The 26,123-nt window shown below is 70.7% G+C and carries 22 protein-coding genes and 3 tRNA genes; 13 read left to right on the plus strand and 12 right to left on the minus strand.

Features of this window, described 5'->3' with window-relative positions; genetic code table 11:
- The first annotated feature begins 58 nt into the window (after positions 1–58).
- From purD to ACWDEW_RS12945, 4 genes are all read left to right on the plus strand, one after another.
- Positions 59–1,312 carry a phosphoribosylamine--glycine ligase gene (gene purD, locus ACWDEW_RS12930; protein WP_450512285.1) on the plus strand — a complete coding sequence of 418 codons (1,254 nt, stop codon included), beginning with the start codon at positions 59–61 and terminating at the stop codon, positions 1,310–1,312.
- Between the two features lie 289 nt (positions 1,313–1,601).
- Positions 1,602–3,512, plus strand: coding sequence for a hypothetical protein (locus ACWDEW_RS12935; protein ID WP_450512442.1), 1,911 nt, complete (start codon positions 1,602–1,604; stop codon positions 3,510–3,512).
- A 199-nt stretch (positions 3,513–3,711) separates the two neighbouring features.
- Positions 3,712–5,229 carry a N,N-dimethylformamidase beta subunit family domain-containing protein gene (locus tag ACWDEW_RS12940; RefSeq protein ID WP_450512287.1) on the plus strand — a complete coding sequence of 506 codons (1,518 nt, stop codon included), beginning with the start codon at positions 3,712–3,714 and terminating at the stop codon, positions 5,227–5,229.
- A 92-nt stretch (positions 5,230–5,321) separates the two neighbouring features.
- Complete coding sequence (locus ACWDEW_RS12945) at positions 5,322–6,221, plus strand: phosphoribosylaminoimidazolesuccinocarboxamide synthase (protein WP_450512288.1); 900 nt, start codon at positions 5,322–5,324, stop codon at positions 6,219–6,221.
- A 45-nt stretch (positions 6,222–6,266) separates the two neighbouring features.
- On the opposite strand, the gene ACWDEW_RS12950 is transcribed toward ACWDEW_RS12945, so the two are convergent.
- From ACWDEW_RS12950 to ACWDEW_RS12985, 8 genes are all read right to left on the minus strand, one after another.
- Positions 6,267–6,339: transfer RNA gene (locus tag ACWDEW_RS12950), tRNA-Gly, on the minus strand.
- A 23-nt stretch (positions 6,340–6,362) separates the two neighbouring features.
- Positions 6,363–6,980 (minus strand): response regulator, encoded by a 618-nt coding sequence (locus tag ACWDEW_RS12955; protein WP_450512290.1) that lies wholly within the window; start codon positions 6,978–6,980, stop codon positions 6,363–6,365.
- Entirely contained in the window at positions 6,977–8,254 is a 1,278-nt protein-coding gene (locus ACWDEW_RS12960) for a sensor histidine kinase (RefSeq protein WP_450512292.1), read from the minus strand. The genes ACWDEW_RS12955 and ACWDEW_RS12960 overlap by 4 nt, the downstream gene beginning before the upstream one ends.
- Before the next feature lie 20 nt (positions 8,255–8,274).
- Positions 8,275–9,051 carry an ABC transporter permease gene (locus tag ACWDEW_RS12965; RefSeq protein ID WP_450512294.1) on the minus strand — a complete coding sequence of 259 codons (777 nt, stop codon included), beginning with the start codon at positions 9,049–9,051 and terminating at the stop codon, positions 8,275–8,277.
- On the minus strand, positions 9,048–9,986 hold the full coding sequence (locus ACWDEW_RS12970; protein ID WP_450512296.1) for an ABC transporter ATP-binding protein: 939 nt from the start codon (positions 9,984–9,986) through the stop codon (positions 9,048–9,050). Before ACWDEW_RS12970 ends, ACWDEW_RS12965 begins: the two co-directional genes overlap by 4 nt.
- 136 nt (positions 9,987–10,122) lie before the next feature.
- A tRNA-Gly gene (locus ACWDEW_RS12975) sits at positions 10,123–10,195 on the minus strand.
- Positions 10,196–10,275: 80 nt separating this feature from the next.
- Positions 10,276–10,347: transfer RNA gene (locus ACWDEW_RS12980), tRNA-Gly, on the minus strand.
- A 135-nt stretch (positions 10,348–10,482) separates the two neighbouring features.
- Positions 10,483–10,800, minus strand: coding sequence for a histone-like nucleoid-structuring protein Lsr2 (locus ACWDEW_RS12985; RefSeq protein ID WP_019073805.1), 318 nt, complete (start codon positions 10,798–10,800; stop codon positions 10,483–10,485).
- Positions 10,801–11,182: 382 nt separating this feature from the next.
- Here ACWDEW_RS12985 and purS point away from each other — a divergent pair, with 382 nt between their 5' ends.
- From purS to ACWDEW_RS13005, 4 genes are all read left to right on the plus strand, one after another.
- Positions 11,183–11,446: a phosphoribosylformylglycinamidine synthase subunit PurS gene (purS, locus tag ACWDEW_RS12990; protein ID WP_015659417.1), complete on the plus strand. Its 264-nt coding sequence runs from the start codon at positions 11,183–11,185 to the stop codon at positions 11,444–11,446.
- Positions 11,443–12,123: a phosphoribosylformylglycinamidine synthase subunit PurQ gene (gene purQ / locus ACWDEW_RS12995; RefSeq protein WP_450512298.1), complete on the plus strand. Its 681-nt coding sequence runs from the start codon at positions 11,443–11,445 to the stop codon at positions 12,121–12,123. Before purS ends, purQ begins: the two co-directional genes overlap by 4 nt.
- Positions 12,120–14,378: a phosphoribosylformylglycinamidine synthase subunit PurL gene (gene purL / locus ACWDEW_RS13000; protein WP_450512299.1), complete on the plus strand. Its 2,259-nt coding sequence runs from the start codon at positions 12,120–12,122 to the stop codon at positions 14,376–14,378. Before purQ ends, purL begins: the two co-directional genes overlap by 4 nt.
- A 153-nt stretch (positions 14,379–14,531) precedes the next feature.
- Positions 14,532–15,869, plus strand: coding sequence for a hypothetical protein (locus ACWDEW_RS13005; RefSeq protein ID WP_450512301.1), 1,338 nt, complete (start codon positions 14,532–14,534; stop codon positions 15,867–15,869).
- Positions 15,870–15,875: 6 nt separating this feature from the next.
- Here ACWDEW_RS13005 and ACWDEW_RS13010 read toward each other — a convergent pair whose 3' ends face one another.
- Both ACWDEW_RS13010 and ACWDEW_RS13015 read right to left on the minus strand, forming a co-directional pair.
- Positions 15,876–17,009 carry an FAD-dependent oxidoreductase gene (locus ACWDEW_RS13010; RefSeq protein ID WP_450512303.1) on the minus strand — a complete coding sequence of 378 codons (1,134 nt, stop codon included), beginning with the start codon at positions 17,007–17,009 and terminating at the stop codon, positions 15,876–15,878.
- The gene (locus ACWDEW_RS13015; protein ID WP_450512305.1) at positions 17,006–18,616 is read right to left on the minus strand and encodes an MFS transporter; all 1,611 of its coding nucleotides are present in this window, start codon (positions 18,614–18,616) and stop codon (positions 17,006–17,008) included. Before ACWDEW_RS13015 ends, ACWDEW_RS13010 begins: the two co-directional genes overlap by 4 nt.
- Before the next feature lie 78 nt (positions 18,617–18,694).
- Here ACWDEW_RS13015 and ACWDEW_RS13020 point away from each other — a divergent pair, with 78 nt between their 5' ends.
- The 4 genes from ACWDEW_RS13020 (at position 18,695) to purM (ending at position 22,992) form a co-directional block, all read left to right on the plus strand.
- The gene (locus ACWDEW_RS13020) at positions 18,695–19,336 is read left to right on the plus strand and encodes a TetR/AcrR family transcriptional regulator (protein WP_450512306.1); all 642 of its coding nucleotides are present in this window, start codon (positions 18,695–18,697) and stop codon (positions 19,334–19,336) included.
- Between the two features lie 33 nt (positions 19,337–19,369).
- On the plus strand, positions 19,370–20,167 hold the full coding sequence (locus tag ACWDEW_RS13025; protein WP_450512308.1) for a sterol carrier family protein: 798 nt from the start codon (positions 19,370–19,372) through the stop codon (positions 20,165–20,167).
- A gap of 188 nt (positions 20,168–20,355) precedes the next feature.
- On the plus strand, positions 20,356–21,885 hold the full coding sequence (gene purF, locus ACWDEW_RS13030; protein WP_262062887.1) for an amidophosphoribosyltransferase: 1,530 nt from the start codon (positions 20,356–20,358) through the stop codon (positions 21,883–21,885).
- 33 nt (positions 21,886–21,918) lie between these two features.
- Positions 21,919–22,992: a phosphoribosylformylglycinamidine cyclo-ligase gene (purM, locus tag ACWDEW_RS13035; RefSeq protein ID WP_450512310.1), complete on the plus strand. Its 1,074-nt coding sequence runs from the start codon at positions 21,919–21,921 to the stop codon at positions 22,990–22,992.
- Between the two features lie 102 nt (positions 22,993–23,094).
- Here purM and ACWDEW_RS13040 read toward each other — a convergent pair whose 3' ends face one another.
- Entirely contained in the window at positions 23,095–23,352 is a 258-nt protein-coding gene (locus ACWDEW_RS13040) for a DUF3073 domain-containing protein (protein WP_381254513.1), read from the minus strand.
- A gap of 275 nt (positions 23,353–23,627) precedes the next feature.
- Positions 23,628–24,719, minus strand: coding sequence for a Leu/Phe/Val dehydrogenase (locus ACWDEW_RS13045; protein WP_450512312.1), 1,092 nt, complete (start codon positions 24,717–24,719; stop codon positions 23,628–23,630).
- A gap of 222 nt (positions 24,720–24,941) precedes the next feature.
- On the opposite strand from ACWDEW_RS13045, the gene ACWDEW_RS13050 reads away from it, so the two are divergent.
- The gene (locus tag ACWDEW_RS13050; RefSeq protein ID WP_450512314.1) at positions 24,942–25,787 is read left to right on the plus strand and encodes a hypothetical protein; all 846 of its coding nucleotides are present in this window, start codon (positions 24,942–24,944) and stop codon (positions 25,785–25,787) included.
- The last annotated feature ends 336 nt before the right edge of the window (positions 25,788–26,123 follow it).

The following is a 26,123-nucleotide window of genomic DNA, read 5'->3' on the forward strand; positions in this document are numbered from 1 at the left end:
TCCCGCCCAACCCCCGCCCCGACCCAGCCCACCCCCACCGTGTCCTAGGCTGACCCCCGTGAAGGTCCTCGTCATTGGTACCGGCGCCCGCGAACACGCCCTGTGCCGTTCTCTGTCCCTCGACCCCGACGTCACCGCGCTGCACTGCGCCCCGGGCAACGCCGGCATCGCCGAGGTCGCCGAGCTGCACCCGGTCGACGCCCTCAACGGCGCCGCCGTGGCCGCGTTGGCCACGGAGCTCGGTGCCGAGCTGGTCGTGGTCGGTCCGGAGGCACCCCTTGTCGCGGGGGTCGCCGACGCCGTGCGCGAGGCCGGCATCCCGGTCTTCGGTCCCTCCGGGGAGGCCGCGCAGCTGGAGGGCTCCAAGGCCTTCGCCAAGGAAGTGATGGCGGCGGCCGGTGTCCCGACCTCCCGCTCCTATGTCTGTACGACCCCGGAAGAGGTCGCGGAGGCTCTCGACGCCTTCGGTGCGCCGTACGTCGTCAAGGACGACGGACTGGCCGCAGGCAAGGGAGTCGTCGTCACCGACGACCTCGAAGCGGCGAAGGCCCACGCAGCCGCCTGCGAGCGCGTCGTCATCGAGGAGTTCCTCGACGGGCCCGAGGTGTCGCTCTTCGCGATCACCGACGGCGTGACCGTCGTCCCGCTACAGCCCGCGCAGGACTTCAAGCGCGCGCTCGACGGCGACGAGGGCCCGAACACCGGCGGCATGGGCGCGTACTCCCCGCTGCCGTGGGCGGACCCGAAGCTGGTGGACGAGGTCATGCAGACCGTCCTCCAGCCGACCGTCGACGAGCTGCGGCGCCGCGGCACCCCCTTCTCCGGCCTCCTCTACGCCGGTCTCGCGATCACCTCGCGCGGTGTGCGGGTCATTGAGTTCAACGCCCGCTTCGGCGACCCGGAGACCCAGGTGGTCCTGGCCCGTCTGAAGACCCCGCTGGCCGGAGTCCTGCTCGCCGCGGCGGACGGCACCCTCGAAGACCTGGCCCCCCTGCGCTGGAGCGAGGACGCGGCGGTCACCGTCGTCATCGCCTCGCACAACTACCCCGACACCCCGCGCACCGGCGACCCGATCACCGGCCTCGACGAGGTGGCCGCGCAGGACGCCCCGCACGCCTTCGTGCTGCACGCCGGTACCAGGTACGACGGCGACGACGTCGTCAGCGCGGGCGGCCGCGTTCTCTCCGTCACCGCGACCGGCACCGACCTCACGCAGGCCCGCGAGCGCGCGTACGCGGCCGTGGCCCGGATCCGTCTCGACGGCTCCCAGCACCGCACGGACATCGCGGCGAAGGCGGCGGCGGGCGAGTGACGCCAAGCGCTCCCGTGCGCCGATGAACCCCGCAGGCCCCGATCCCGTCTCAGGATTCGGGGCCTGATCCTTGCCCTCCGTCGTCCACCTTTCCCCTGAGCCATTCCATCGAGTGACCGATGCCCCATCCGGCTGACGGGGGCCGGGGCCCCAACTATGGTGCGGCGCAAGCGTTCCGGCACTTGGCCCACCGGCATTGCGATGTCAGTGGCGGGTGCCACAGTGGGGGAGTGAGCAACGCCAGCAGAGCGGGACAGCACGGAGGGGGTGAGGTCCGGTCGTGACCGGTATGGGTGTGGAGGCGGGCGCGCAGGCGGCGCGTTCCCGGGCCTTGGCCGTGCTGCGGATCCGCAGCCGAGCGGTGGCCGTCGCTCTGTTGCCCGCCGCCGTCGCGGTGATCCTGCTCGCGGGCGGTTCCACCGGCCATCTCGTGGGCCGGGGCTGGGACCTCGCCCGCTGGATCATGGGCGTGGCCGCGGTCCTCGTGCTGCTGGCGGCCGGCGCGATCGCCCTGGTCGTCGCGCGCTCCCGCCCCGCCGTGAGTCCCACGGTCGCGATCGCCGAGGAATCGGCCCCCGACCTGTACCGCATGGTGCGCGACCTGGCCGACCGCCTCGACGTCCCCGCGCCGTCCGCGATAGCCCTCACCCCGGACTGCGACAGCTGGCTGGAGGACCGCACCCACCCGGCCCACGGCCCGCTCCCGCAGGAGGACCGCGACGAGATCACGGGCGTACGCGGCCTCACCCCGGCGCGCTCCCGTCGTACGGCCGCCTCGCCCGTCCTCGTCATCGGCTCCCCGTTCCTGTGGTGGATGCGGGTCGGCGAGCTGCGCGCGGTGCTCGCCCCGGTCGTCGCGGGCACGGGACCCTCAGCGCACCCGGACATAGCCGCGGCCCGCCGTTTCGTACGGGGCTTGGACGCGGCGGTGGCCGTGGCCTCGGCACCCCGTGGTCCCGTGTTCCGCTCGGTGCTCGCGGGTGTCGGCTGGGTGGCCCGGCTGCTGCTGCGCAGTTGCCGGGGGCACGCGGCCGAGATGGAGCGGGGCGTGGCCGCCGCTGCCGCCGAGCGTGCACAGGCTGTGGATTACGGACTGCGGATCGTCGCCCAGGAGCAGGTCGGGCTGGCGTACGCGGGCTGGGACCGGCTGCTGACCAGGGTCGCGCTGCCCGCGTGGCGGATGGGCCGCTGGCCGTCCCGGCTGGACGCGGGCGTCGTCGCGGCGCTCACCGAGCTGTCCCGCCGCGACCGGCTGGCCGAGGGCTTCGCCTCCCGGCTCGGCGAGCGCCCCGCCTGCGACCTGCTCGAAGAGCCCGGCACGATCGACGAGGCGACCTCGCTCCTCGCCGCCCGCCTCTTCCACGGCGGCCCGGCCGAGGCCGGTCCCGACTGGGCGCCGGTGGACTGGCAGGAGTACCCGGAGGAGGTGGTCGACCGCACCTGGCGCACCGACGCGGCCCGCCTCCACCGGGTCCTGGACACCCTCGGCGTCCGCCGTTCCCCCGACCCCGTCACCCCGCACCACGACGCCCCGACCCTGGCCCGAGTGGTGGACCATCTGGCGGACCCGGCGGTGGCGGGACGGTACGCCGAGCCCGACGACCACGCGGCGGCGGACGCGGACGCGGGCACCGGCGCGGACACCGATACGGACGCCGAGCGGCACGCGACCGGGCCGACCGCCGCCGCCCCCACCCCCGCCACCACTCCACCCACGGAACCGGACACCGCCCCCCATCCCCCTGAGCACTACAAGGCAATGGGCGCGGACGACGACGAAGAGCTCGGCGAAAGCTGCTCGCCGCACAGCGCGGCCCTCGCCGCCGGGCTCACCGCGGAGTTGGCGCGGGAGGAGGCGGCGACCCCGGCGACCGGTTCGGCCCCGCCCGGGCAGGGGCCCGACTCCGCGCTCTGGGACGACGGCTCGCTGCCCCTCTTCCCGCTCCAACCGCCGCGCAGCGGACGGGAGTTGCTCGCCGATCACGTCATGGCGATGGTGTGCTGCGCCGCGATGGACACGGCCGGCGCGACTCCCGGCCTCGACTGGCTCGACGGCCCCACCCTGCTCGTCAACGGCGTGAGAGCGGCCGACCTCGCCCCGAGGGTTCTCAGCCTCGTGGAGGACGGCGACCCGGCCCCGCTGCGGGCCTGGCTCATCGACCTGGGCATACGCCCGGAGAAGCCGGTACGTCTCGTCTGAGCTCGCGCCCCGCCACCCCTCACGCGTATCGGAACCCAGAGCTCCACTTTTGGTCAATTCGCAACGACCAGTGACAGAGTGAGTGCTTAATGTGATGTGCTGGGGCCGATCCCGTACGTCGTCCGGTATCCGGCAAAGGCATGCGGCATACGACAGTCGGGCGAAGAGCCGGCACGGGGGCACGAGGGAGGGGAGCGACATGGGGTCGGAGCAGATCCGCCGCTGGGAGTCGGGAGCGCTGGCGCACGCCGTGACGGACCCCTTCGGACAGGGCCCCGTCCCCTGGCTCCGCGGCAGCGAGACCTACTTCGACGACACCGGTCACGTGGTCCCCTGGTACGTGGACCCGACGCCCGCCCAGACCCCGGCGCACGCCCCCGGCAGGAACACCCCCAAGGTCCCCGCCCCGCGCGCCTCCGCGTCCGGCGGCGGCCCGCGCTCGGCCGACGACGTGCGCCGCCAGATCAAAGGGTTCACCAACGCGAGCGCGGTCGCACCCGGCGAGGCCCTCGACTTCCATGTCACCGTCGACCCGCCCCAGGAGTTCGGCGTCGACATCTACCGCATCGGCCACTACGGCGGTGACGGCGCCGCCAAGATCACCACCAGCCCCCGCCTCTCGGGCATCGTCCAGCCCCCGCCGCTCACCGCCGACCGCACGGTCTCCTGCCACCACTGGTGGCTGTCCTGGCGGCTGCAGATCCCGAGCTACTGGAGCATCGGCGCCTATGTCGCCGTCCTCACCACGGCCGACGGCTACCGCTCCCACATCCCCTTCACGGTCCGCGACAACCACCCCGCCGACCTGCTCCTCCTCCTGCCGGACATCACCTGGCAGGCGTACAACCTCTACCCGGAGGACGGCCACACCGGCGCGAGCCTCTACCACGCCTGGGACGACGACGGCCGGCTGCTCGGCGAGTCCGAGGCCGCGACGACGGTCTCCTTCGACCGCCCGTACGCGGGCGCGGGCCTGCCCCTGCACGTGGGCCACGCCTACGACTTCATCCGCTGGGCCGAGCGCTACGGCTACGACCTCGCCTACGCCGACCACCGCGATCTGCACGCGGGCCATGTCGACCCCACCCGCTACCGGGGGCTGGTCTTCCCGGGCCACGACGAGTACTGGTCGACCCCCATGCGCCGCACCGTCGAGCTGGCCCGCGAGCACGGCACCTCACTCGTCTTCCTCTCCGCCAACACGATGTACTGGCAGGTGGAGTTGGCCCCCTCCCCGTCCGGTGTCCCCGACCGGCTGCTCACCTGCCGCAAGCGCCGGGGCCCGGGCCGCCCGGTGCTGTGGCGCGAAGTCGACCGCCCCGAGCAGCAGTTGGTGGGCATCCAGTACGCGGGCCGGGTCCCCGAGCCGCACCCGCTGATCGTGCGCAACGCCGACCACTGGCTGTGGGAGGCGACCGGCACCGCCGAGGGCGAGGGGATCGAGGACCTGGTCGCGGGCGAGGCCGACCGGTACTTCCCGCGCACCCAGCTCCCCCCGCACGAGGAGCGCATCCTGCTCGCCCACTCCCCGTACGCGGACAACGAGGGCGTCCTCCGCCACCAGGAGACCTCCCTCTACCGCGCGCCGTCCGGTTCCCTCGTCTTCGCCTCCGGCACCTTCGCCTGGTCACCGGCCCTGGACCGCCCCGGCCATGTGGACGCCCGCGTCCAGCGCGCCACCGCCAACCTCCTGGACCGCATCTGCAAGCACGACTGACCCGTACGTACGAGGTCGGCGCACCCCCTGCCCGGAGGCGTCCGCGCATACGGGACAATCGAGCCAGTTGGACAGACCCACTGGAGGAACCCGTGTCCGGATTCGTAGAAAAGCCCGAGCCGCTCCAGGTCCCGGGCCTGACGCACCTCCACACCGGCAAGGTGCGGGAGCTGTACCAGAACGAGGCGGGCGAGCTCGTGATGGTCGCCAGCGACCGCATCTCCGCGTTCGACTGGGTACTGCCCACCGAGATCCCGGACAAGGGCCGCGTCCTCACCCAGCTCTCCCTCTGGTGGTTCGACCAGCTCGCCGACCTGATCCCCAACCACGTCCTGGGCACCGAACTCCCGCCCGGCGCCCCCGCCGACTGGGCCGGCCGCACCCTGATCTGCAAGTCCCTCCGCATGGTCCCGGTGGAGTGCGTGGCCCGCGGCTACCTCACCGGCTCCGGCCTGCTGGAGTACGACGCCTCCCGCACGGTGTGCGGTCTCGCCCTCCCCGAGGGCCTGGTCGACGGCAGCGAACTCCCCGCCCCGATCTTCACCCCGGCCACCAAGGCCGCCGTAGGGGAGCACGACGAGAACGTGTCGTACGAGGAGGTCGCCCGGCAGGTCGGCGCGGACACCGCCGCGCAGCTGCGGCAGGCGACCCTCGCGATCTACTCCCGCGCCCGTGACATCGCCCGCGAGCGGGGCATCATCCTCGCGGACACCAAGTTCGAGTTCGGCTACGACGGCGAGACCCTGATCGCCGCCGACGAGGTCCTCACCCCGGACTCCTCCCGCTTCTGGCCGGCCGAGGAGTGGGAGCCGGGCCGCGCGCAGCCGTCGTACGACAAGCAGTTCGTGCGCGACTGGCTGACCGGGCCGGAGTCGGGCTGGGACCGCAGGAGCGAGCAGCCTCCGCCGCCGCTGCCGCAGCAGGTCGTGGACGCGACCCGCGCGAAGTACATCGAGGCGTACGAGCGCCTGACCGGCCAGAGCTGGAGCTAGCCGCACGAAAAGACCCCGGTCCAGTGGACCGGGGTCTTGTTCCCGAGCGGACGACCAGGTTCGAACTGGCGACCTCAACCTTGGCAAGGTTGCGCTCTACCAACTGAGCTACGTCCGCGCTGCGCCGTGGCGCGAGAGCAACTATACCCAACCTCGCTCGCGTGCGAGACGCACTGCCGTATGACGGTTCTCGGCACCGAGTTTCGAGACGGCCGAGGAGAGATAGTTCCGTACGGTCCCCTGGGACAGCGCGGCCCGTTCGGCGATCTCGGCGACCGGCGCCCCGTCCGCGGCCAGTTCCAGGACCTCGGCCTCGCGCGCGGTCAGCGGCGAATCCCCGGCGGAGATGGCGTCGGCGGCCAACTCCGGGTCGACGTACCGCTGTCCGGCATGCACCGTGCGGATGATCTCCGCGAGCCGCTGCGCGCTCACCGTCTTCGGGACGAACCCCCGCACACCCGCCGCGAGCGCCCGTTTCAGATGCCCGGGCCGACCGTGTCCGGTCACGATCAGGACCTGGCAGCCGGGCAGTTCGGCCCGCAGGGATGTGGCGACCTTCACACCGTCCGCCCCCGGCATCTGCAGATCCAGTACGGCCACATCGGGCCGGTGCGCCCGCGCCATGGCCAGCGCCTCGGGCCCGGTCGCCGCCTCCGCGACCACCAGCAGATCGTCCTCAAGCCCGAGCAGCGCGGCCAGCGCCCCCCGGATCAGATGCTCGTCATCGGCGAGCAGCAGCCGTACGACGTCGGCGGTCATGATGCGACACCTCCCGCCACCGCGGGCAGCGGCACGGTGGCCATCACCCGGAAGCGGTCGCCGTCCACGGCCCCCGCCTCCAGTTCGCCGCCCACCGCGCTCAGCCTCTCCCGCAGCCCCACGAGCCCCGCCCCACCGCCGCCGGAGCCGGTACCCCCGCCACCACTGCCTCCGACACCCCCGTCGACCGTCCTCGCCCCGTCGTTCTCCACCGTCAGCACCACACTCCCCGCCGCCACCCGGACCGCGACCGCGCAGCGCCCCGCGTTGCCGTGCCGCAGGACGTTGGTCGTCGCCTCGCGGACCACCCAGCCGAGCGCCGACTGCACCTCCGCCGGCAGCCCCGCCGCCTCCCCGGTCACCTCGCACTCGATGCCCGCGGCGGTCAACACGCCCTGCGCGCCGGTCAGTTCGACGTCGAGCGCGGCCTCGCGATAACCCCGTACGACATCCCGCACCTCCCGTTGCGACTCCCGCGCGATCCGCTGCACCTCGATCATCTGCTCCACGGCCTCGGGCCGCCCGCGCCGTGCCAGCTGCACGGCCAGTTCGCTCTTCAGCGCGATCACCGACAGGTTGCGGCCCATCACGTCGTGCAGGTCGCGCCCGAACCGCAGCCGTTCCTCGGCGACGGCGAGCCGGGCCCGGGTCTCGCGGGCCTCGTCGAGCTCGTAGACGGCGTCGAGGAGCCAGACGGAGAAGACGGCGGTGAAGGCGAGACCACCTGCCGCGACGAGGACGATGAACGCGGTGACGAGCGCGGCAGGGGCGGCCACCCCCAGCGCGAGCTGGAGGACCGGCGCTCCGCCCACCACGCCCGCGACCACCGCGAGGACCTGTCGCAGGCCGCGGACCCCGAGCGTCAGTGTGCCGGTGCCGAAACTCAGCACGCCCACCAGGAGCGTGGTCGCGGCGGCCTGCACCTTGTTGTCGTCGGGACTCCGCTCCCCGAGGACGAGCGCGACGACGGCGATCAGCGCGGTCACCGCCCCGAGGAACCAGAGCAGCCGTACGGGCTGTGACCGCCGGCCGCGGGTCCAGTCGAGCGCCCGGGAGGCGGTCGCGGAGCAGAGCAGCGCGTGCACGGTCACCAGCACCAACATCCAGCCCGCGACACCCACCCCGACCTGCGCGAACAGCGGCAGCCCGACGGCCGTGACCTCGACCGCGGCGAAGAAGTGGAAGGACCACCGGGTGTACGTCTCGACCTTCGCGGGCGTGGTCTTCCGCCCCCACCAGCCGCCGGAGCCGCGCGTGCTGCCAGATGTCCGCATGATCCGGTGCTCTCCGTACGTCAGCGCCGCGGTTCCCAGCGGAACCACCGCCGTACAGCAAACACCGCGAGGACGGTCCAGGCCAGCGCGGTCAGGACGGCGCCCAGGGCGTCGTAGCCGGACAGGTCGCCGCTCCAGCCGCCGCTGATCAGCCGGATCGCGGGGGAGAGCGGGAGGAACCGGCAGACGTCCGCGACCCGGTCGGACAGCAGCTGGAGCGGGACGATGATCCCGGATCCCATCATGGACACCAGCACCACCGGCAGCGCGGTCACCTGCGCGCTCTCCGCCGTCCTGGTCACGCTCGCCGTGAGGGCCGCCAGCGCGGCACACAGGCCGAGGCCGAACAGCAGCCCCAGGAAGGCGAGTTGGGGCGCCTTGGGGGCCCCGGCGTCGAGCAGCAGCACACAGGCCGCGGCCAGCAGCACGGACTGCACGAACCCGAGGCACACGGCCGGCAGCGCGGTGCCGGCGAGGATCTCGGAGTCGCCGAGCTCCCCGGTGCGCAGCCGCTTGAGGACGAGTTCCTCGCGGCGCGCGACGAAGGCGCTGACGAGGGAGGAGTACACGGCGAAGAGCAGCGAGAAACCGATCGCGGCGGTCAGCATCACCGAGCCGACCGACAGACCCTCCCCCTTCAGATCCATCTGGTCGACCGCGGGCCGCACACTGAACGGCAGCGCCAGCGGCACGAACAGCGCCGTGACCACCGCGTTCCGGTTCCGCCCGAGCAGACTCAGCTCGGCGCGCCCCAGCGCCCGCATCCGCCCCGCCGGAGTAGTAGCCACGGCGTTCATACGGCCACCTCCTGCTCCCGCGCGATCCCCAGGAACGCCTCCTCCAGCGAGGCCGACCGCATCTCCAGCCGCCGCAGCTCGATGCCCGCCCGCTCGGCCCACACCAACACCCCGGTCGCCGCCCGCTGCAGCTCGTGCGTCCGCAGCCGTACGACCCTCCCGTCCACCTCGTGCCCGACGACCCCCAGCTCGGCGAGCGGCGGCAGGTCCCCCACGAAGTACCCGGCGGGCAGTTCGAAGGAGATCCGAGAGGGCCGCCCCGCCGTCACCTCGGCCGGAGTGCCGGTGACCGCGATCCGCCCCTCGCTCATGATCGCCAGCCGGTCGGCGAGCCCCTCGGCCTCCTCCAGGTAGTGCGTGGTCAGCAGCACGGTCGTCCCGCCGTCGCGCAGCGCCCGCACCAACTCCCAGGTGTCCCGGCGCCCTTCGGCATCGAGCCCGGTGGTCGGTTCGTCGAGGAACAGCACCTCGGGCTCCCCGAGCAGCGCGAGCGCGAGATCGAGCCGCCGCCGCTCACCCCCGGACAACTGCTTCACCCGTACGGTGGCCCGCCGCTCCAGCCCGACCAGCGCGAGCGCCTCCGGCACCGGCCGCGCTCCGCTCGTGCAGCCGGCCCACATCCGCGCGGTCTCGGCGACGGTCAGCTCGGACGGGAAGCCGCCCTCCTGGAGCATCACGCCGGTACGCGGCCGTACGGTGGCCCGCTCGGTGTGGGGATCGTGGCCGAGGACGCGCACCCGGCCGCCGGACGGCGCCGCGAGCCCCTCCAGCACCTCGACGGTCGAGGTCTTGCCGGCGCCGTTGGTGCCGAGCAGCGCGAAGACCTCTCCGCGCCGGACGGAGAATGTGATCCCCCGCACAGCCTCGAACCCGCCCCCGTACACACGGCGTAGGTCGGTGACCTCAATCACGTGTTCGTGTTCGTTGGTGTCCATGGCTCCAGCGTCCCGGCGGCGGGGGCGCGGCAGCAGTGCGCGGTGTCATCACTCGGCATGACAAATGTCAGACGGGCGTCGAAGCACACGGGCGCACGAAAAGACCCCGGTCCAGTGGACCGGGGTCTTGTTCCCGAGCGGACGACCAGGTTCGAACTGGCGACCTCAACCTTGGCAAGGTTGCGCTCTACCAACTGAGCTACGTCCGCATTGCCTCCGACCGGCTCTCACCGATCGGCGCGAGCACCAGCCTACCCGATCCACCAGAGTGGTCCGGACGGTGATGCAGAGCGGGTGACAGGAATTGCACACTGCGCCTTCCCCCTGGAAGGGGGATGTTCTGCTACTGAACTACACCCGCATGTACTCCGTGAGCTGGGCCTTTCGGCCTCGCCCCTCGGCGTGCTCCGAACTCTAGCTGACCAGGAGGGGTGCTGCGCAAGTCGGTTCCCCCGAGGGCCCGGTGACCGGTCGTCGGGGGAACCGCGCGGCCCGGCTACTGCGCGGCGGCGAACGCCTCGTAGACCTTCTTGGGGATGCGTCCGCGGGCCGGTACGTCCATCTTGTTCGCCTGTGCCCATGCCCGGACGGCCGCCGGGTCGGGGGCCACCTCGGTCTGGCGGTAGGCCTTGCCCGACCTCGACCGCTTGCGACCTGCGTCCACGTACGGCGCGAGCGCCTTACGCAGTTTCTTGGCATTGGCTTGATTCAGGTCGATCTCGTACGACTTGCCGTCGAGTCCGAAGGCGATCGTCTCCGCCGCTTCCGAGCCGTCGATGTCGTCAAAGAGAGTGACCACGACCTTCTGCGCCACGAATATCGGTCCCTTCGTGCGACACCTGAAACCGCACTATCCGCGAGGACGCACGGAGACGCCACGGAGGTGCGGAGATGTCGACTGTCCGCCTGTTAATGGGCAAAGTATCGGCTATTGCCAATTCATTTGTACAGTGCCCGGCAATGCAATGTGAAGCCCGACTAAATCTTCCCGCGTGTCTCCGCGCAATAGCGAACCGGGATCGATCCGGGATCTTTCCCTGAACTTTTCGTGAAGACCCCCACCCGATGCCGGATCGTGACGGTCCTCACGTAGATTCCTACAACTCTACCCGCGTAGAAATTTTGTGCGGGTAGTCTGAAGACACCTGTCGAAGACCCGCAGGAACACGCTCAGCACCACAACACCGGGAGTGCCAGTGGCACGCGTCGTAGTCGACGTCATGCTCAAGCCGGAGATCCTCGACCCCCAGGGCCAGGCGGTCCAGCGTGCGCTGCCGCGCCTGGGTTTCGAAGGCATCTCCGACGTACGTCAGGGAAAGCGATTCGAACTGGAAGTTGACGGCCCGGTCGACGAGGCCGCGCTCGCCCGCATCCACGATCTTGCGGAATCCTTCCTCGCCAACACCGTGATCGAGGACTTCACCGTCAAGGTGGAGGAAGTCGCGGAGGCCGCGAAGTGACCGCTCGTATTGGCGTCGTCACTTTCCCGGGCAGCCTCGACGACCGGGACACCCAGCGCGCGATCCGCCTCGCCGGCGCCGAACCGGTCGCTCTCTGGCACAAGGACAAGAACCTCCACCAGGTGGACGCGGTAGTCCTCCCGGGCGGTTTTTCCTACGGCGACTATCTGCGCGCGGGTGCCATCTCCCGCTTCTCGCCGGTGATGGAGACGGTCATCGAGCAGGCGAAGTCGGGACTCCCCGTCCTCGGTATCTGCAACGGCTTCCAGATCCTCACCGAGGCCCACCTCCTCCCCGGCGCGATGCTCGGCAACAACCACCTGCACTTCATCTGCCGTGACCAGAATCTGCGGGTGGAGAACGCGGACACGTCCTGGACCGGTGACTACACCGCGGGCCAGGAGATCCACATCCCGCTGAAGAACATGGACGGCCGCTACGTCGCCGACGAGCACACGCTCGACGAGCTGGAGGCGGAGGGCCGGGTCGTCTTCCGCTACCTGGACGTGAACCCGAACGGCTCGCTGCGCGACATCGCCGGCATCACGAACGCCGCCGGGAACGTCGTGGGCCTCATGCCGCACCCCGAGCACGCGGTCGAGCCGCTGATCGGGTCCGGCCGCACCGACGGCCTTCCCTTCTTCACCTCGATCCTCAAGAAGCTGGTCAACGCATGAGCCGGACGCCTCTGGACACGGTCGAGCACGCGGCCGAGACCCCCGACGTCGAGCTGCCCTGGGCCGAACTCGGCCTGAAGAAGGACGAGTACGAGCGGGTCGTGGAGATCCTCGGCCGCCGGCCCACCGGCGCCGAGCTCGCCATGTACTCCGTCATGTGGTCCGAGCACTGCTCGTACAAGTCCTCCAAGGTCCACCTCCGCCAGTTCGGCGAGAAGGCCCCCCAGTCCGACGCGCTGCTCGTCGGCATCGGCGAGAACGCGGGCGTAGTCGACGTCGGCCAGGGCTACGCGGTCACCTTCAAGGTGGAGTCCCACAACCACCCCTCCTACGTCGAGCCCTACCAGGGCGCGGCCACCGGCGTCGGCGGCATCGTCCGCGACATCATCGCGATGGGCGCCCGCCCGGTCGCCGTGGTGGACCCCCTGCGCTTCGGTGCGGCGGACCACCCGGACACCAAGCGCGTCCTCCCGGGCGTCGTCGCGGGCATCGGCGGCTACGGCAACTGCCTGGGCCTGCCGAACATCGGCGGCGAGGTCGTCTTCGACGCCTGCTACCAGGGCAACCCGCTGGTCAACGCCGGTGCCATCGGCGTCATGCGGCACGAGGACATCCACCTCGCGAAGGCCTCCGGCGCGGGCAACAAGGTCATCCTCTACGGCGCCCGCACGGGCGGCGACGGCATCGGCGGCGCGTCGATCCTCGCCTCCGAGACCTTCGACGACGCCAAGCCCTCGAAGCGTCCGGCCGTCCAGGTCGGCGACCCCTTCCAGGAGAAGCTCCTCATCGAGTGCACCCTGGAGGCCTTCAAGGAGAAGCTGGTCGTCGGCATCCAGGACCTCGGCGCGGCCGGACTGTCGTGCGCCACCAGCGAGTTGGCGTCCAACGGCTCCGGCGGCATGACGGTCACCCTGGACGACGTACCCCTCCGTGACTCCACGCTCTCGCCCGAGGAGATCCTCATGAGCGAGTCGCAGGAGCGCATGTGCGCTGTCGTCGAGCCGTCGAAGGTCGACCGCTTCCTGGAGATCTGCGAGAAGTGGGACGTCATCGCCACCGTCATCGGTGAGGTGACCGACGGCGACCGCCTCGAAATCTTCTGGCACGGCGGCAAGATCGTGGACGTCGACCCGCGCACGGTCGCGCACGACGGCCCGGTCTACGAGCGCCCGTACGCCCGCCCGTCCTGGCAGGACGCGCTCCAGGCGGACGACGCCAACAAGCTTGCCCGGCCCGGGACTTCGGAGGAACTGAAGGCTCAGGTCCTGGCGCTGGTGTCGTCACCGAACCAGGCGTCGAAGAAGTGGATCACGTCCCAGTACGACCACTTCGTGCAGGGCAACACGGTGCTGGCGCAGCCCGAGGACTCGGGCATGATCCGCATCGACGAGGAGACCGGCCTCGGGGTCGCCATCGCGACGGACGGCAACGGCCGGTACGCGAAGCTGGACCCGTACGCGGGCGCGCAGTTGGCGCTCTCGGAGGCCTACCGCAACGTGGCGACCACGGGCGCGAAGCCCCTCGCGGTCTCCGACTGCCTGAACTTCGGTTCGCCCGAGGACCCGGCGGTGATGTGGCAGTTCGCGGAGGCGATCCGTGGACTGGCCGACGCCTGCCAGCAGTTGGGCACCCCGGTGACGGGCGGCAACGTCTCGCTCTACAACCAGACGGGCGACGTCGCCATCCACCCGACCCCGGTGGTAGCGGTGTTGGGTGTGATCGACGATGTCGCGCGCCGCACCCCGGTCGCCTTCCAGGAAGAGGGCCAGCTCCTCTACCTGCTCGGCGACACCCGCGAGGAGTTCGGCGGCTCGGCCTGGTCGCAGGTCGTCCACGACCACCTCGGCGGACTGCCCCCGAAGGTCGACCTGGAGCGGGAGCGGCTGCTGGCCGAGATCCTCATCTCCGCCTCCCGCGACGGCATGATCGACTCGGCGCACGACCTGTCCGACGGCGGTCTGATCCAGGCGGTCGTGGAGTCGGCGCTGCTCGGCGGGAAGGGCGCGCGTCTGATCGTCCCGGACGGCCTCGACGCGTTCACCTTCCTCTTCTCGGAGTCGGCGGGCCGCGCGGTCGTCGCGGTTCCGCGCTCGGAGGAGCTCCGCTTCAACGACATGTGCGGCGCACGGGGCCTGCCGGTCACGCGCATCGGTGTCGTCGACGGTGAATCGGTGGACGTCCAGGGCGAGTTCGCGCTCTCCCTGGCGGAGCTGCGCGAGGCGCACGAGGGGACGATCCCGGCCCTGCTGGCGTAGGTCGTCGTAGGAACGCAGGCGAAGGCCCTGTCCGGGATCCGGGCAGGGCCTTCGCTCGTGCTGACTTCGGCGGTTCGTGGGCGTGGAACGGGGGAGCGGGAACGTGGAAGTATCGGTAGGGACAAGCGAGTTCGGCGGCGCCCGGAGGTGCGCGTGAGCTTGCACAGTGAAAACACGGCTGAGTCCTCCGAGCGTGCCCGGGTGCCCTTTCCGCGCTCCCGCTGGCTGACTCCGGACCGGGGCAGCCGTCGGCGCAATGCCTTCAACCAACTCGTGGCTGTGGCAGCGGTGTTCGGGGTCGGTGCGGGCGGCTGGGGGCTGTGGCTGGAGGCGAGGGACCAGTTCGACCGGTCCGCCAGCCGGGACCGGATCGCGAAGGCTCGCGCCGGGCTCGTCGACCCCGACCAGGTGCTGGACCTCAACGGCGGTACGACGAGGGCGCGGGCGGGCAGCGGGGACGACGACTCGATCGGCGACCTCGGTACCGCCTCGACGTCCGCGCAGTGTCAGATCTACCGGGTTGGGAAGCCGGGCTCCACGCACGGCCACTTCCTGCTCTCCGTCTGGGCGAACCCGAGCGACGACTTCGCGCAGTTGGTGAGCGGGTGGGACGACCCGTTCGGGATACTGGGCAGGCCGGCGAAGGCCGACATCACACGGGAGGCGGGGCAGACCGCGGCATACCCGATCGGTGACGGGCGGCTCGGTGTGTACTACGGCAACGCGGCCGTGGTGAAGGCTGAGTGTGCCGACGGCTCGGGCCGGATGACGTCCGTCAACACGATGACCGTGGCCAAGTACTTCGAGGACGCCCCGGTCACGGACGCCGACCGCAGAGCGCTTGCGGGGCTGGCCCGCACCGCGGCCGTACGGGCGGCGAAGAAGCTGGGCTGCAAGGCCACGCCGCCCGCGCTTCCGGCCGAACTGCCCACGCCCAGTGCGACGTTGGTGAATGCGAAGTCGGCCGGCGGAACGTGCGGCTGGTACGCCGGATATGTCGGGGCGAAGGGCCGCTGGCGTTTCCCCGACCGCGCCCTGGCCACCCCCGCCGCCCACGCGCAGGAGGAGAGCTGTCTGCTCGGGGTGAGCGACAAGGAGGTGCGCGGGATGTGGCCGGGACTCGGCAAGGACGAGGTCGGCGCCGACAGCCTCGACGACGTGCTCCGGGTCGCGCCGTTCTGGCTGCGGACCGAGTCGTACTTCGGCGACGAGGCACGCGAGGTCGCGACGGACCACTTCGGCAGGGAGCAGGTGGCCTTGAGCCCCGGCACGGCGGGCTACGACCGTGACGACAACGTGTGGTGGGCCTCCTCCACCTGCGCCGGACAGCCGGCCGTCCACACGCTGAGCGTCGACTATCCGTACAGCAAGGTCGTCCAGGAGCGGCTCCAGGCCCTGTTCAAGGCGTACGTCAGGGATGTCGCCGCCCGCCGCGACTGCACCGGCCTGAAGTTCCCGGCGGCGGCGACGTTCCAGCCGTCCAAGACCTGAGGCTTTTTACACGGTCCGCTCGTCCCTGCCGGAGGCGTCGATCAACTGTTGGCCGATCGCTTCGTTGGTGGCCACCGCCGCGGTCGCCGCCGCGGCGCTACGGGGGAACAGTGCTTCCTCGTACGAGGTGAGCGCGGCCTCGATGTCGTCGGGATGCGCGGCGATGGCCAGGGCGAGTTCGGCACCGTCCTGCATGGCCAGGTTGGCGCCCTCGCCGTCCGGCGGCGAGAGGTGGGCGGCGTCGCCCAGGAGGGTCACTCCCGGCACCCGGTCCCAACGGTGCCCGATCGGCAGTGAGTTGAGGGGGCGTACGACCGGGGCGGTGTCGCTGTCGGTGATCAGGGCGGTGATGTGGGGGGCCCAGCCGTCGAACTCGGCGACGATCCGTGCGGTGGCCACGGCGGCGTCGGTGAAGTCGATGGCGGCGAACCACTCCTGCGGCTTGGCCAGCATCACGTAGGCGTGCAGCGTTTCGCCCTTCTCCCTGTGCGCCGCGATCCACTTCCCGCTCGCTCCTGTGTCCGGGGCGAACACGAACAGCGAGCCGCCACCGACGGTCTTCGCGGCGGTCGGGTGCCGGGTCTCGCTGTCGTACAGATAGGTCTCGACGAACGACCGGCCGAAGTACTCGGGGGTGGCGTCGGACAGCAGGGGCCGGACGCGTGACCAGGCGCCGTCCGCGCCGACGAGGAGGTTCGTGATGACGGTGCCGCCGTCGGCGAAGGCGACTTCGTGGCGGCCGTCGTCGAGGGTGCGGGTGTGGGTGGCCTTGTGTCCCCACCGCACGGTGCCGGCCGGGAGCGAGTCGAGCAGAATCTGCCGCAACTCGCCGCGCTGCACCTCGGGTCGCCCACCCGTACCGTCGTCGGGCTCCTCCATCAGGACGGTTCCGTCCCGGTCGAGCACGCGGGTCGCCTGACGGCCCTCCAGGACGACGGCGCGGAACTCGTCCACCAAGGCGGCCGCTTTCAGGGCGAGTTGGCCGTTGTGTTCGTGGATGTCGAGCATCCCGCCCTGGAGGCGGGACGTCGGTGAGGCCTCGGCTTCGTAGACGGTGGCCGGGATGCCGTTGACGTGCAGGACGCGGGCGAGAGTCAGTCCGCCGAGTCCGGCACCGATGATCGTGACATGCGTGGTCATGACGATTCCTTGCGTGCGACGGGCCTGCCGGACGGCTGTCCGGCGGGATCCCCGTCAGGTTTCAACGCGGCGCCGACAGCTCGCCGACGCACCGCCGACATCCCCGACAGACCGCCGATACGACGCCCTGCCGCCGACTCGCCCCCGGTGACCGAACTGCCGCTCTCCGCTCCGGACTTGGGCAACCGCCAGGCCAACACCGCGGCCACGCCCATCAATCCGGCCCCGCCCCAGAACACCACCTGCGTCGCGTCCACGAAGGCTTGGACGCCGCCGACGCGCGCCGAACCCGTCAGACGAGCCAGCCCCGCGATGTCCCCACCGGCCCCGTTCTCGGCGTAGAGACGGGCCAGTACCGTGCCGAACGCCGCCGTGCCCAGGGCGTTGCCGAGGGTCTGGAAGAAGCGGATCGAGGTCGTGGCCACGCCCAGCTGGTGGCGTGGTGCGGAGTCCTGGACCAGCAGGATCAGCTGGCCGACGAGCTGTCCGAACCCCGCGCCCGCCAGCAGCAGTTCGGCCCGGATCAGCCACAGGGAGGTGTCGGGACCGGTCGTCGTGGCCAGCAGGGCGAACGCGAGTGCCGTCGTCGTCGTACCGCTGAGCGTGAACGTACGGGCCGACCAGCCCCGCGCGCCCAGCGGCCCGGTGAGCAGACCCGCCGCGCCCAGTCCCACCGCCAGCGGCACCAGGAAGAGGCCCGCCGAGGAACTGGCGATGCCTCGCGCGACCTGCAGATAGATCAGGACGTAGTAGATCGCGCACATCATCGCGCCGCCGAGAATCGCCTGCACCGCGAAGCCCAGCCGCAGTTCGCGGACCTTGAACAGGGAGAGCGGCAACACCGGTTCGGGGGCCCGGAGTTGACGCCACAGGAAGAGGGCGAGCGTCACAGCCGTGGCGAAGCCCAAGCCCACGATCTCCGGCGAGGCCCACCCGTACCTCTTGCCGCCCCAGTCCGTCATCAGCAGCAGCGCGCTGGAGAACAGGGCCGCCAACCCCGCGCCCAGGTAGTCCAGGGGGCGTCGGACATGCTGCTCGGGGAGCTTCAGCGCCAGGGAGGCCGTCACCAGCACCGCCAACCCCACCGGCAGGTTGACGTAGAAGATCCACCGCCAGTTCGCATGGTCGGCGAGCAGACCGCCGATCCACGGGCCGATCGCCATCGCGCCGCCCGCGACCAGGCCGCCGGCGTTGGCGCCCCTGCCGGAGTCCACCTCGTCCGGTCCCTTGAGGTGGGCGATCACCACCATCGTGATGCTCATCAGGCCGCCCCCGCCCAGGCCCTGGACGGCCCGCGCCGCGATGAGCTGGTCCATCGACCGCGCGGCTCCGCACAGCGCCGAGCCGAGCAGGAAGGTGGCGATCGCCGCGGTGAAGACCCGCTTGGGACCGTGTACGTCACAGAGCTTGCCGTAGAGCGGGAGCATCGCCGCCGACGCGAGCGCGTAGGCGCTGACCAGCCACGGGATCTTGTCGATGCCGTGCGCGGGGTCGAGGTCCCGGACGATCGGGACGGTGGCCGCGGACACGATCTGCATGTCGAGCAGGGCCAGCACGATCGTGACGAGGCAGACGACGAAGCCGATTTTTCGCTGGGTCTCGGTCATGGCATCACCATGAGGCGAGTTAATGTACTGAGTCAATATTTCATCCGGGATTAAATTTCGTCTTGGTACAGTGAGTGCGTGACCGAAGTGATGGGCCTGCGCGAACGGAAGAAGATCGAGACGGCCAGGCGGATCGTCCGGACCGCGATCGCCCTCTTCGTCGAGCGCGGATTCGACAACGTGTCCGTGCAGGAGATCGCGGACGCCGCCGACGTCTCCAAGATGACCGTCTTCAACTACTTCGGCACCAAGGAGGACCTGGTCTTCCGGCCGATGGAGGACCACTTCGGCGACGCGGCCCGCGCGGTGCGCGAGCGCCGGTCCGGCGAGTCCGCGGTGGACGCCGTACGACGTCAGTTCCTGGAGTACGTCGAGGTGCGCGACCCGTCGGTCGGCCTGGCCAACGAGGTGTTCGTCCGCCAACTGCGCGAACTCGTCCTGGGGACCCCGGTCCTGCGGGACCGTGTTTTCCTGGCCGCCCAGAAGGGCACCCGGGACCTGGCCGCGCACCTGGCCGAGGAGACCGGCGACCTGATGCTCGCCACGATCGCGGCGGCCATGATCAGTGCCGCGCGCAATGCCCTGATCGAGGAGCACTGGCGCCGGATCGACGACGGCGAGCAGGTCGACACAATCGTCGCCGAGGCACCCGAACGAGCCGCCCAAGCCTTCGCGTTGGTGGAAGACGGACTAGGCGCCTACGCCCGCAGAACACCATGAGAAGCCCTCGCGGCAGGGGTTAGGCTCCCCGTCATGCCCACGGCCAAGAAGCGCGCCCGCACCTATGACCCGGCGAAGACCCGCACCGCGGTGCTCGCCCAGTTCGGGAACGTACGGGAGGCGGTGGCGGGCCTCGGCCCCGAGCAGCTCGCGCTGCCGACCCGGCTGGGGGACTGGACCGTGCGCGAGCTGGTCGCGCACATCGGGATGGCGGTGACCGCCGTGCACCGCGCCCTGGACCGGCCGGCCCCGGCGGCGCAGGACGCCGTGGTCCTCGACTGGCCCTTCGCCACCGCGGCCAGCTCCTCCGCCATCGCCGACTTCACGCGGACGCTCGCCGAACAGCACCCGGACCTCGGCGCCTACCTCGCCGACATCGAGCAGACCCTCGTCGGGCACCTCGACGCCCACCCCGGCACCCGGCTGCTCGAAACCAACGCGGGCGCAATGCCCCTGGCCGACTACCTCGTCACCCGCACCGTCGAACTCGTCGTCCACACCGACGACCTGAACGCCGCCGTCCCCGGCCTCGACATCCCCTACGACCGCCAGGCCCTCGCCGCCTGCACCCGGCTGCTGGCCGACGCGCTGGCCGTGAAGGCGCCCGGCGGTTCGACGGAGGTGCGGATCCCGCCGTACGCCGTCGTGCAGTGCGTCGAAGGGCCCCGGCACACCCGCGGCACCCCGCCCAACGTCGTGGAGACCGACCCCCTGACCTGGATCCGGCTCGCGACCGGACGGACGTCGTGGAAGGACGCCGTGGAGGAGGCGAAGGTGAGGGCCAGTGGGGAGCGGGCCGACCTCGGAGGGCTGTTGCCGATCATGTCCTGAGGCCGGTTCGGGGCCGGTCGGGGCGCGGCGGGATGTGCGACCGCTCACCTCGTAGGGCGGGCGGCGGGGTCGTCGTAGCGCCGCTTTCCGTGTTTTCGCTGGTGAGAGCGGTGCCGTCGGTGAGTGATCCATTGCAGGCGTGTATCCCGCATTCGGACCAGTGGTCGATCTCGCCTACACTCGGTGCCGTGCCACGTGGTGACGGTCGACTCAGTCATGATCTGCTCCCCGGCGAGAAAGGACCCCAGGACGCTTGTGGCGTCTTCGGAGTCTGGGCTCCCGGTGAAGAGGTCGCCAAGCTCACTTACTTCGGGCTCTACGCCCTCCAGCATCGAGGCCAGGAATCCGCGGGAATCGCGGTCAGCAACGGCTCCCAGATCCTCGTCTTCAAGGACATGGGCCTCGTTTCGCAGGTCTTCGACGAGACCTCGCTCGGTTCGCTCCAGGGTCATATCGCGGTCGGTCACGCCCGCTACTCGACCACCGGGGCCTCCACCTGGGAGAACGCCCAGCCGACGTTCCGCGCCACCGCGCACGGTTCGATCGCGCTCGGCCACAACGGCAACCTGGTCAACACCGCCCAGCTCGCGGAGATGGTCGCCGACCTCCCCAAGAAGGAGGGCGGCCGCACCCCGCGCGTGGCCGCGACCAACGACACCGACCTCCTCACGGCCCTGCTCGCCGCCCAGGAGGACCCGGACGGCAAGCCGCTGACCATCGAGGAGGCGGCCCACCAGATCCTCCCGCAGGTCCAGGGCGCCTTCTCGCTCGTCTTCATGGACGAGCACACCCTCTACGCGGCCCGCGACCCCCAGGGCATCCGCCCGATGGTCCTCGGCCGGCTCGAGCGCGGCTGGGTCGTCGCCTCCGAGTCCGCGGCCCTCGACATCTGCGGCGCCGCCTACGTCCGCGAGATCGAGCCGGGCGAGTTCGTCGCCATCGACGAGAACGGCCTGCGCACCTCCCGATTCGCGGAAGCGAAGCCCAAGGGCTGTGTCTTCGAGTACGTCTATCTGGCCCGCCCCGACACCGACATCGCCGGGCGGAACGTGTACCTCTCCCGGGTGGAGATGGGCCGGAAACTCGCGAAAGAAGCTCCGGTCGAGGCCGATCTGGTCATAGCGACTCCGGAGTCCGGCACCCCGGCCGCGATCGGCTACGCGGAGGCCTCGGGCATCCCGTTCGGCGCCGGTCTGGTGAAGAACGCCTATGTCGGCCGTACGTTCATCCAGCCCTCGCAGACCATCCGGCAGCTCGGCATCCGCCTGAAGCTGAACCCGCTGAAGGAAGTCATCAAGGGCAAGCGCCTGGTCGTCGTCGACGACTCGATCGTGCGCGGCAACACCCAGCGGGCGCTGGTGCGCATGCTCCGCGAGGCCGGGGCCGCCGAGGTCCACATCCGGATCTCCTCGCCGCCCGTGAAGTGGCCCTGCTTCTTCGGCATCGACTTCGCCACCCGCGCGGAACTCATCGCCAACGGCATGACCATCGACGAGATCGGCACCTCGCTCGGCGCCGACTCCCTGTCGTACATCTCGCTCGACGGCATGATCGAGGCGACCACCATCGCCAAGCCGAACCTGTGCCGCGCCTGCTTCGACGGCGAGTACCCGATGGACCTGCCGGACCCCGAGCTGCTCGGCAAGCAGCTCCTGGAGACCGAGCTGGCGGCCGGTCCGGCCGCCACGGCCGCGGCCGACGCGATCCGTCGCCCGTAAGCCCCGTACCGCCAACCCGAAAGATCCCAGGCAATGTCTGAGAGTCCCGCTTCCGGTGCTTCCTACGCGGCTGCCGGTGTCGACATCGACGCCGGCGACCGCGCCGTAGAACTCATGAAGGAGTGGGTGAAGAAGACCCAGCGCCCCGAGGTCCTCGGCGGCCTCGGCGGCTTCGCCGGGCTCTTCGACGCCTCCGCCCTCAAGCGGTTCGAGCGCCCCCTGCTCGCCTCCGCCACGGACGGAGTCGGCACGAAGGTCGACATCGCCCGCCGCTTGGGCGTCTACGACACGATCGGCCACGACCTGGTCGCGATGGTCATGGACGACATCGTGGTGTGCGGCGCCGAGCCGCTCTTCATGACCGACTACATCTGCGTCGGCAAGGTGCACCCCGAGCGTGTCGCGGCCATCGTCAAGGGCATCGCCGAGGGCTGTGTGCTGGCCGGCTGCGCCCTGGTCGGCGGCGAGACCGCCGAACACCCGGGTCTGCTGGGCCCGGACGACTTCGACGTCGCGGGCGCCGGTACGGGCGTCGTGGAGGCCGACCGGCTGCTCGGCGCGGATCGCATCCGCACGGGTGACGCGGTCATCGCCATGGCCGCCTCCGGACTTCACTCGAACGGGTACTCGCTCGTCCGGCATGTGCTGCTCGACCAGGCCGGCCTGGACCTGGAGGCGCGGATCGACGAACTCGGCCGCACGCTCGGCGAGGAACTCCTCGTGCCCACGAAGATCTACTCGCTGGACTGCCTCGCACTGACCCGCACGACCGACGTGCACGCCTTCTCGCACGTCACCGGCGGCGGACTGGCCGCCAACCTCGCCCGGGTCGTCCCGGACGGCCTGCACGCCATCGTGGACCGCTCCACCTGGACCCCGGCGCCGGTCTTCGACCTCGTCGGGAAGACCGGCCGGGTCGAGCGCCTGGAGCTGGAGAAGACCCTGAACATGGGCGTGGGCATGATCGCGATCGTCCCGGAGGAGTCCGCGGACGTGGCTCTGGAGACCCTGGCCGACCGCGGGGTCGAGGCCTGGGTCGCCGGCGAGATCACCGAGCGCGGCGACCACGCGACGGGCGCGGCCATGGTCGGCGACTACGCGGTCTGAGCTGATCGACGGCAGCACAAAACCCGGTCCGGCGGTGTTGCCCCGGACCGGGTGAGGTGCAGCTGTTCCGGCTATGCGGAAACCGCGAGGGACGCTGCTGTGTCAAGCGCCACGACGTTGCGGCGTAGGACCGGACTCGTCGTCCTCGTCCTCGTCGTCGTCGTTATAGAGATCCGCGTACTGAGCGTACGGGTCGTCTTCTTCCTCGTCGTCGTCCTCGAACGGCTCGCCATTCGGCGGCTGGCTCGAAGTCGAAGCGCCCAGCTCATTGGCCAGACGCGAGAGGTCAGTCCCGCCGCTGCTGTACTTCAGCTGGCGGGCGACCTTCGTCTGCTTGGCCTTTGCCCGGCCGCGCCCCATGGCTCGACCCCCTCGGATACGAGGCTCGGTGGCCTCAGAGTCTTGACACGCGTTCATGATCTGGAACGGACTCTCCGTGGAGAGACCGGTCCGTAGGGCTTCCACGGTACCTGAGCCCGCGCCCATACGGTACGTCGCCCGCAGCACGTGCCGGGCCACAAGACCCGCGAGGTGCCCTGTCCTCGCTGGTCAACCGCGATTTTAACCACTTCTTGGCAGGCGACCCGCCGACGAACGTGAGAGTTCTCTCCAAGTCTTCGCCGGCGGGTACCGCCTCACCTGTTCCGCGCGGCTGCCTCGTGCATCCGCTGCTCGGCGATCCGGTCGGCCGCCGCGGCCGGCGGAATACCGTCGTCCTTCGCACGTGCGAATATTGCCAGCGTGGTGTCGAAGATCTTCGCGGCCTTCGCCCTGCACCGCTCGAAGTCGAACCCGTGCAGTTCGTCGGCGACCTGGATCACCCCGCCGGCGTTCACCACGTAGTCCGGCGCGTAGAGGATCCCGCGGTCCGCGAGGTCCTTCTCGACGCCCGGGTGCGCCAACTGGTTGTTGGCCGCGCCGCACACCACCTTGGCGGTCAGCACCGGCACGGTCTCGTCGTCCAGGGCACCGCCGAGCGCGCAGGGCGCGTAGACGTCGAGCCCCTCGACCCGGATCAGCGCCCCGGTGTCCGCGACGGCCCGCACACCGGTCGGGTGCTTGTCGAGGATCCGCCGTACGGACTCCTCGCGCACATCGGTGATGACGATCTCGGCGCCCTCGTCCCGCAGGTGCTCCACCAGGTGGTGCCCGACCTTGCCGACGCCCGCGATGCCGACCGTACGGCCGCGCAGCGACGGGTCGCCCCACAGGTGCTGCGCGCTGGCCCGCATGCCCTGGAAGACGCCGAAGGCGGTCAGCACGGAGGAGTCGCCCGCGCCGCCGTTCTCCGGCGAGCGGCCGGTCGTCCAGCGGCACTCGCGCGCGACGACGTCCATGTCGGCGACATACGTGCCGACATCGCACGCGGTGACGTAGCGCCCGCCCAGCGAGGCCACGAACCGGCCGTAGGCGAGCAGCAGTTCCTCGGTCTTGTCGCGCTCCGGGTCGCCGATGATCACGGCCTTCCCGCCGCCGTGGTCCAGGCCGGCCATGGCGTTCTTGTACGACATCCCGCGGGCGAGGTTGAGCGCGTCGGCGACGGCGTCGGCCTCGCTCGCGTAGGGGTAGAAGCGCGTGCCGCCCAGTGCGGGGCCCAGCGCGGTGTTGTGGATGGCGATGACGGCCTTGAGGCCGCTGGCCCGGTCCTGGCAGAGCACGACTTGCTCATGACCGCCCTGGTCCGAGTGGAACAGGGTGTGCAGGACGCCGTTGTCTACGTCGGTCACTGTGGTGACTCCTGGGTAAGTGGCGGCGGTTGGAGACAGGCCCCCGTAAGGGTGGCGGGTGCCGTGGCACGAGCGTAGGGCCTGCGTGTGACCGCCATCGGTGCAGTGTTCAGGATCACCTACCGAAGGGGTGTGTCCGTGCGACGATTTGCATAGTTTTCCCGCCCGTTCGTGAGCGGGTTCCGAAGGTTTTCCTGACGGCGGGCGGGGGAGGGAGCAGGCGTGCCCAAGAAGGTGTCCTCGGTGATCGTCCCGTACGCGACCTATCTGCGGGTCTACGAGCCGCTGGCCGCTTTCCCGGAGCCGGAGCGCGGCCACTGGGCGCGCTACGCCCGCCGGCCCGACCGTCCGTCGTACCAGGACGAACTCCGCCGCGCGCTGGCCGACTTGCTGCCCATCCCGCCGGTCGCGGTGCCGGTGCACGAGAGCGCCGACGCCTTCGTGGTGGAGGTCGACGGCGTGGTCTGCGTCTGCCCCTGGCGCACCCGGCTGCGCGGCTGGCAGGCACTGGGAGACCTCGCGGAGGAACTTCCGCCGTCGGTCCTGGACGCCGTACTGCCGCCGCTCGTACGGCATCAGGCCACCCAGGACTACGAGCGCTGGCTGACCCGCAACCCGGACGCGCGGCCGTGGATCCGGACGGCGACCTGGCAGGTGCCGCTGAACTGGTTCGTGCTCGTCGGGGACGAGGAGCGCCGCTACGACAAGGCCTCCGGGGACGATCCGCCGATGCTGCGCTACCGGACGCCGATGGTGCAGGCGCGGCGGCGCACGGCGCGGGCGCTGCGGACCCTGAAGGACGCGATCGACGACGGGCCGCTGATCGACGGTCTGGTGGACGTGGGGCGCTGGCTGGAGGAGTTCCATCCGCGTTCGCTGGTGGAACTGGACTACGGCGGTCTCGTGCACGTCCTGCCGGCCGGCGAGCTGGAGGACGACCACTCGGCGGCGGACGTGGCCGAGGGCATCGAGGCGCTGCGGACCGGGGACGGGGCGGCGGCGGGCGAGGCGTACGGGCGGCTCGTGGAGCGGTGGCGGTCGGTCCGGGACCGGCGTTCGGCCAACTGACGCGAGGATCTTCGAGGCTGACAACTTCGAACAAGTGCGCATAGGATTCTTACGGTTCGTCAACACGGGACGTAGGTCCCGATCCGGACGATTGATGTCAAGGGTGACGGATCGCACGTGCGGATCCCTTGCGCCCCTTGCCCGCCCTCATGCCAAAATAGGACAAGGAGTCCGGGGAGGACTCTGTCCGTCCCGTTGTGGGCGGAATCTCAGCATTGAGTGCTTTGGGGGGTCTCGATGACTCCTGATCACCCTGTGACTGATCGTCACAGTGGTGTGACTGTCCGTTATGGCATGGTCCATCGGCTTCCGTCGCTGATGGACACCTGGGATGGC

The organism is Streptomyces sp. NPDC001100 (assembly GCF_053598575.1).

Bases quoted from the DNA above. Each gene is read 5' to 3' on its own strand.
- ACWDEW_RS12935 (WP_450512442.1), top strand. From the start codon at position 1,602: ATGGGTGTGGAGGCGGGCGCGCAGGCGGCGCGTTCCCGGGCCTTGGCC.
- ACWDEW_RS12940 (WP_450512287.1), top strand. From the start codon at position 3,712: ATGGGGTCGGAGCAGATCCGCCGCTGGGAGTCGGGAGCGCTGGCGCAC.
- ACWDEW_RS12955 (WP_450512290.1), bottom strand. From the start codon at position 6,980: ATGACCGCCGACGTCGTACGGCTGCTGCTCGCCGATGACGAGCATCTG.
- ACWDEW_RS12960 (WP_450512292.1), bottom strand. From the start codon at position 8,254: ATGCGGACATCTGGCAGCACGCGCGGCTCCGGCGGCTGGTGGGGGCGG.
- ACWDEW_RS12965 (WP_450512294.1), bottom strand. From the start codon at position 9,051: ATGAACGCCGTGGCTACTACTCCGGCGGGGCGGATGCGGGCGCTGGGG.
- ACWDEW_RS12970 (WP_450512296.1), bottom strand. From the start codon at position 9,986: ATGGACACCAACGAACACGAACACGTGATTGAGGTCACCGACCTACGC.
- purL (WP_450512299.1), top strand. From the start codon at position 12,120: ATGAGCCGGACGCCTCTGGACACGGTCGAGCACGCGGCCGAGACCCCC.
- ACWDEW_RS13010 (WP_450512303.1), bottom strand. From the start codon at position 17,009: ATGACCACGCATGTCACGATCATCGGTGCCGGACTCGGCGGACTGACT.
- ACWDEW_RS13015 (WP_450512305.1), bottom strand. From the start codon at position 18,616: ATGACCGAGACCCAGCGAAAAATCGGCTTCGTCGTCTGCCTCGTCACG.
- ACWDEW_RS13025 (WP_450512308.1), top strand. From the start codon at position 19,370: ATGCCCACGGCCAAGAAGCGCGCCCGCACCTATGACCCGGCGAAGACC.
- purM (WP_450512310.1), top strand. From the start codon at position 21,919: ATGTCTGAGAGTCCCGCTTCCGGTGCTTCCTACGCGGCTGCCGGTGTC.
- ACWDEW_RS13040 (WP_381254513.1), bottom strand. From the start codon at position 23,352: ATGGGGCGCGGCCGGGCAAAGGCCAAGCAGACGAAGGTCGCCCGCCAG.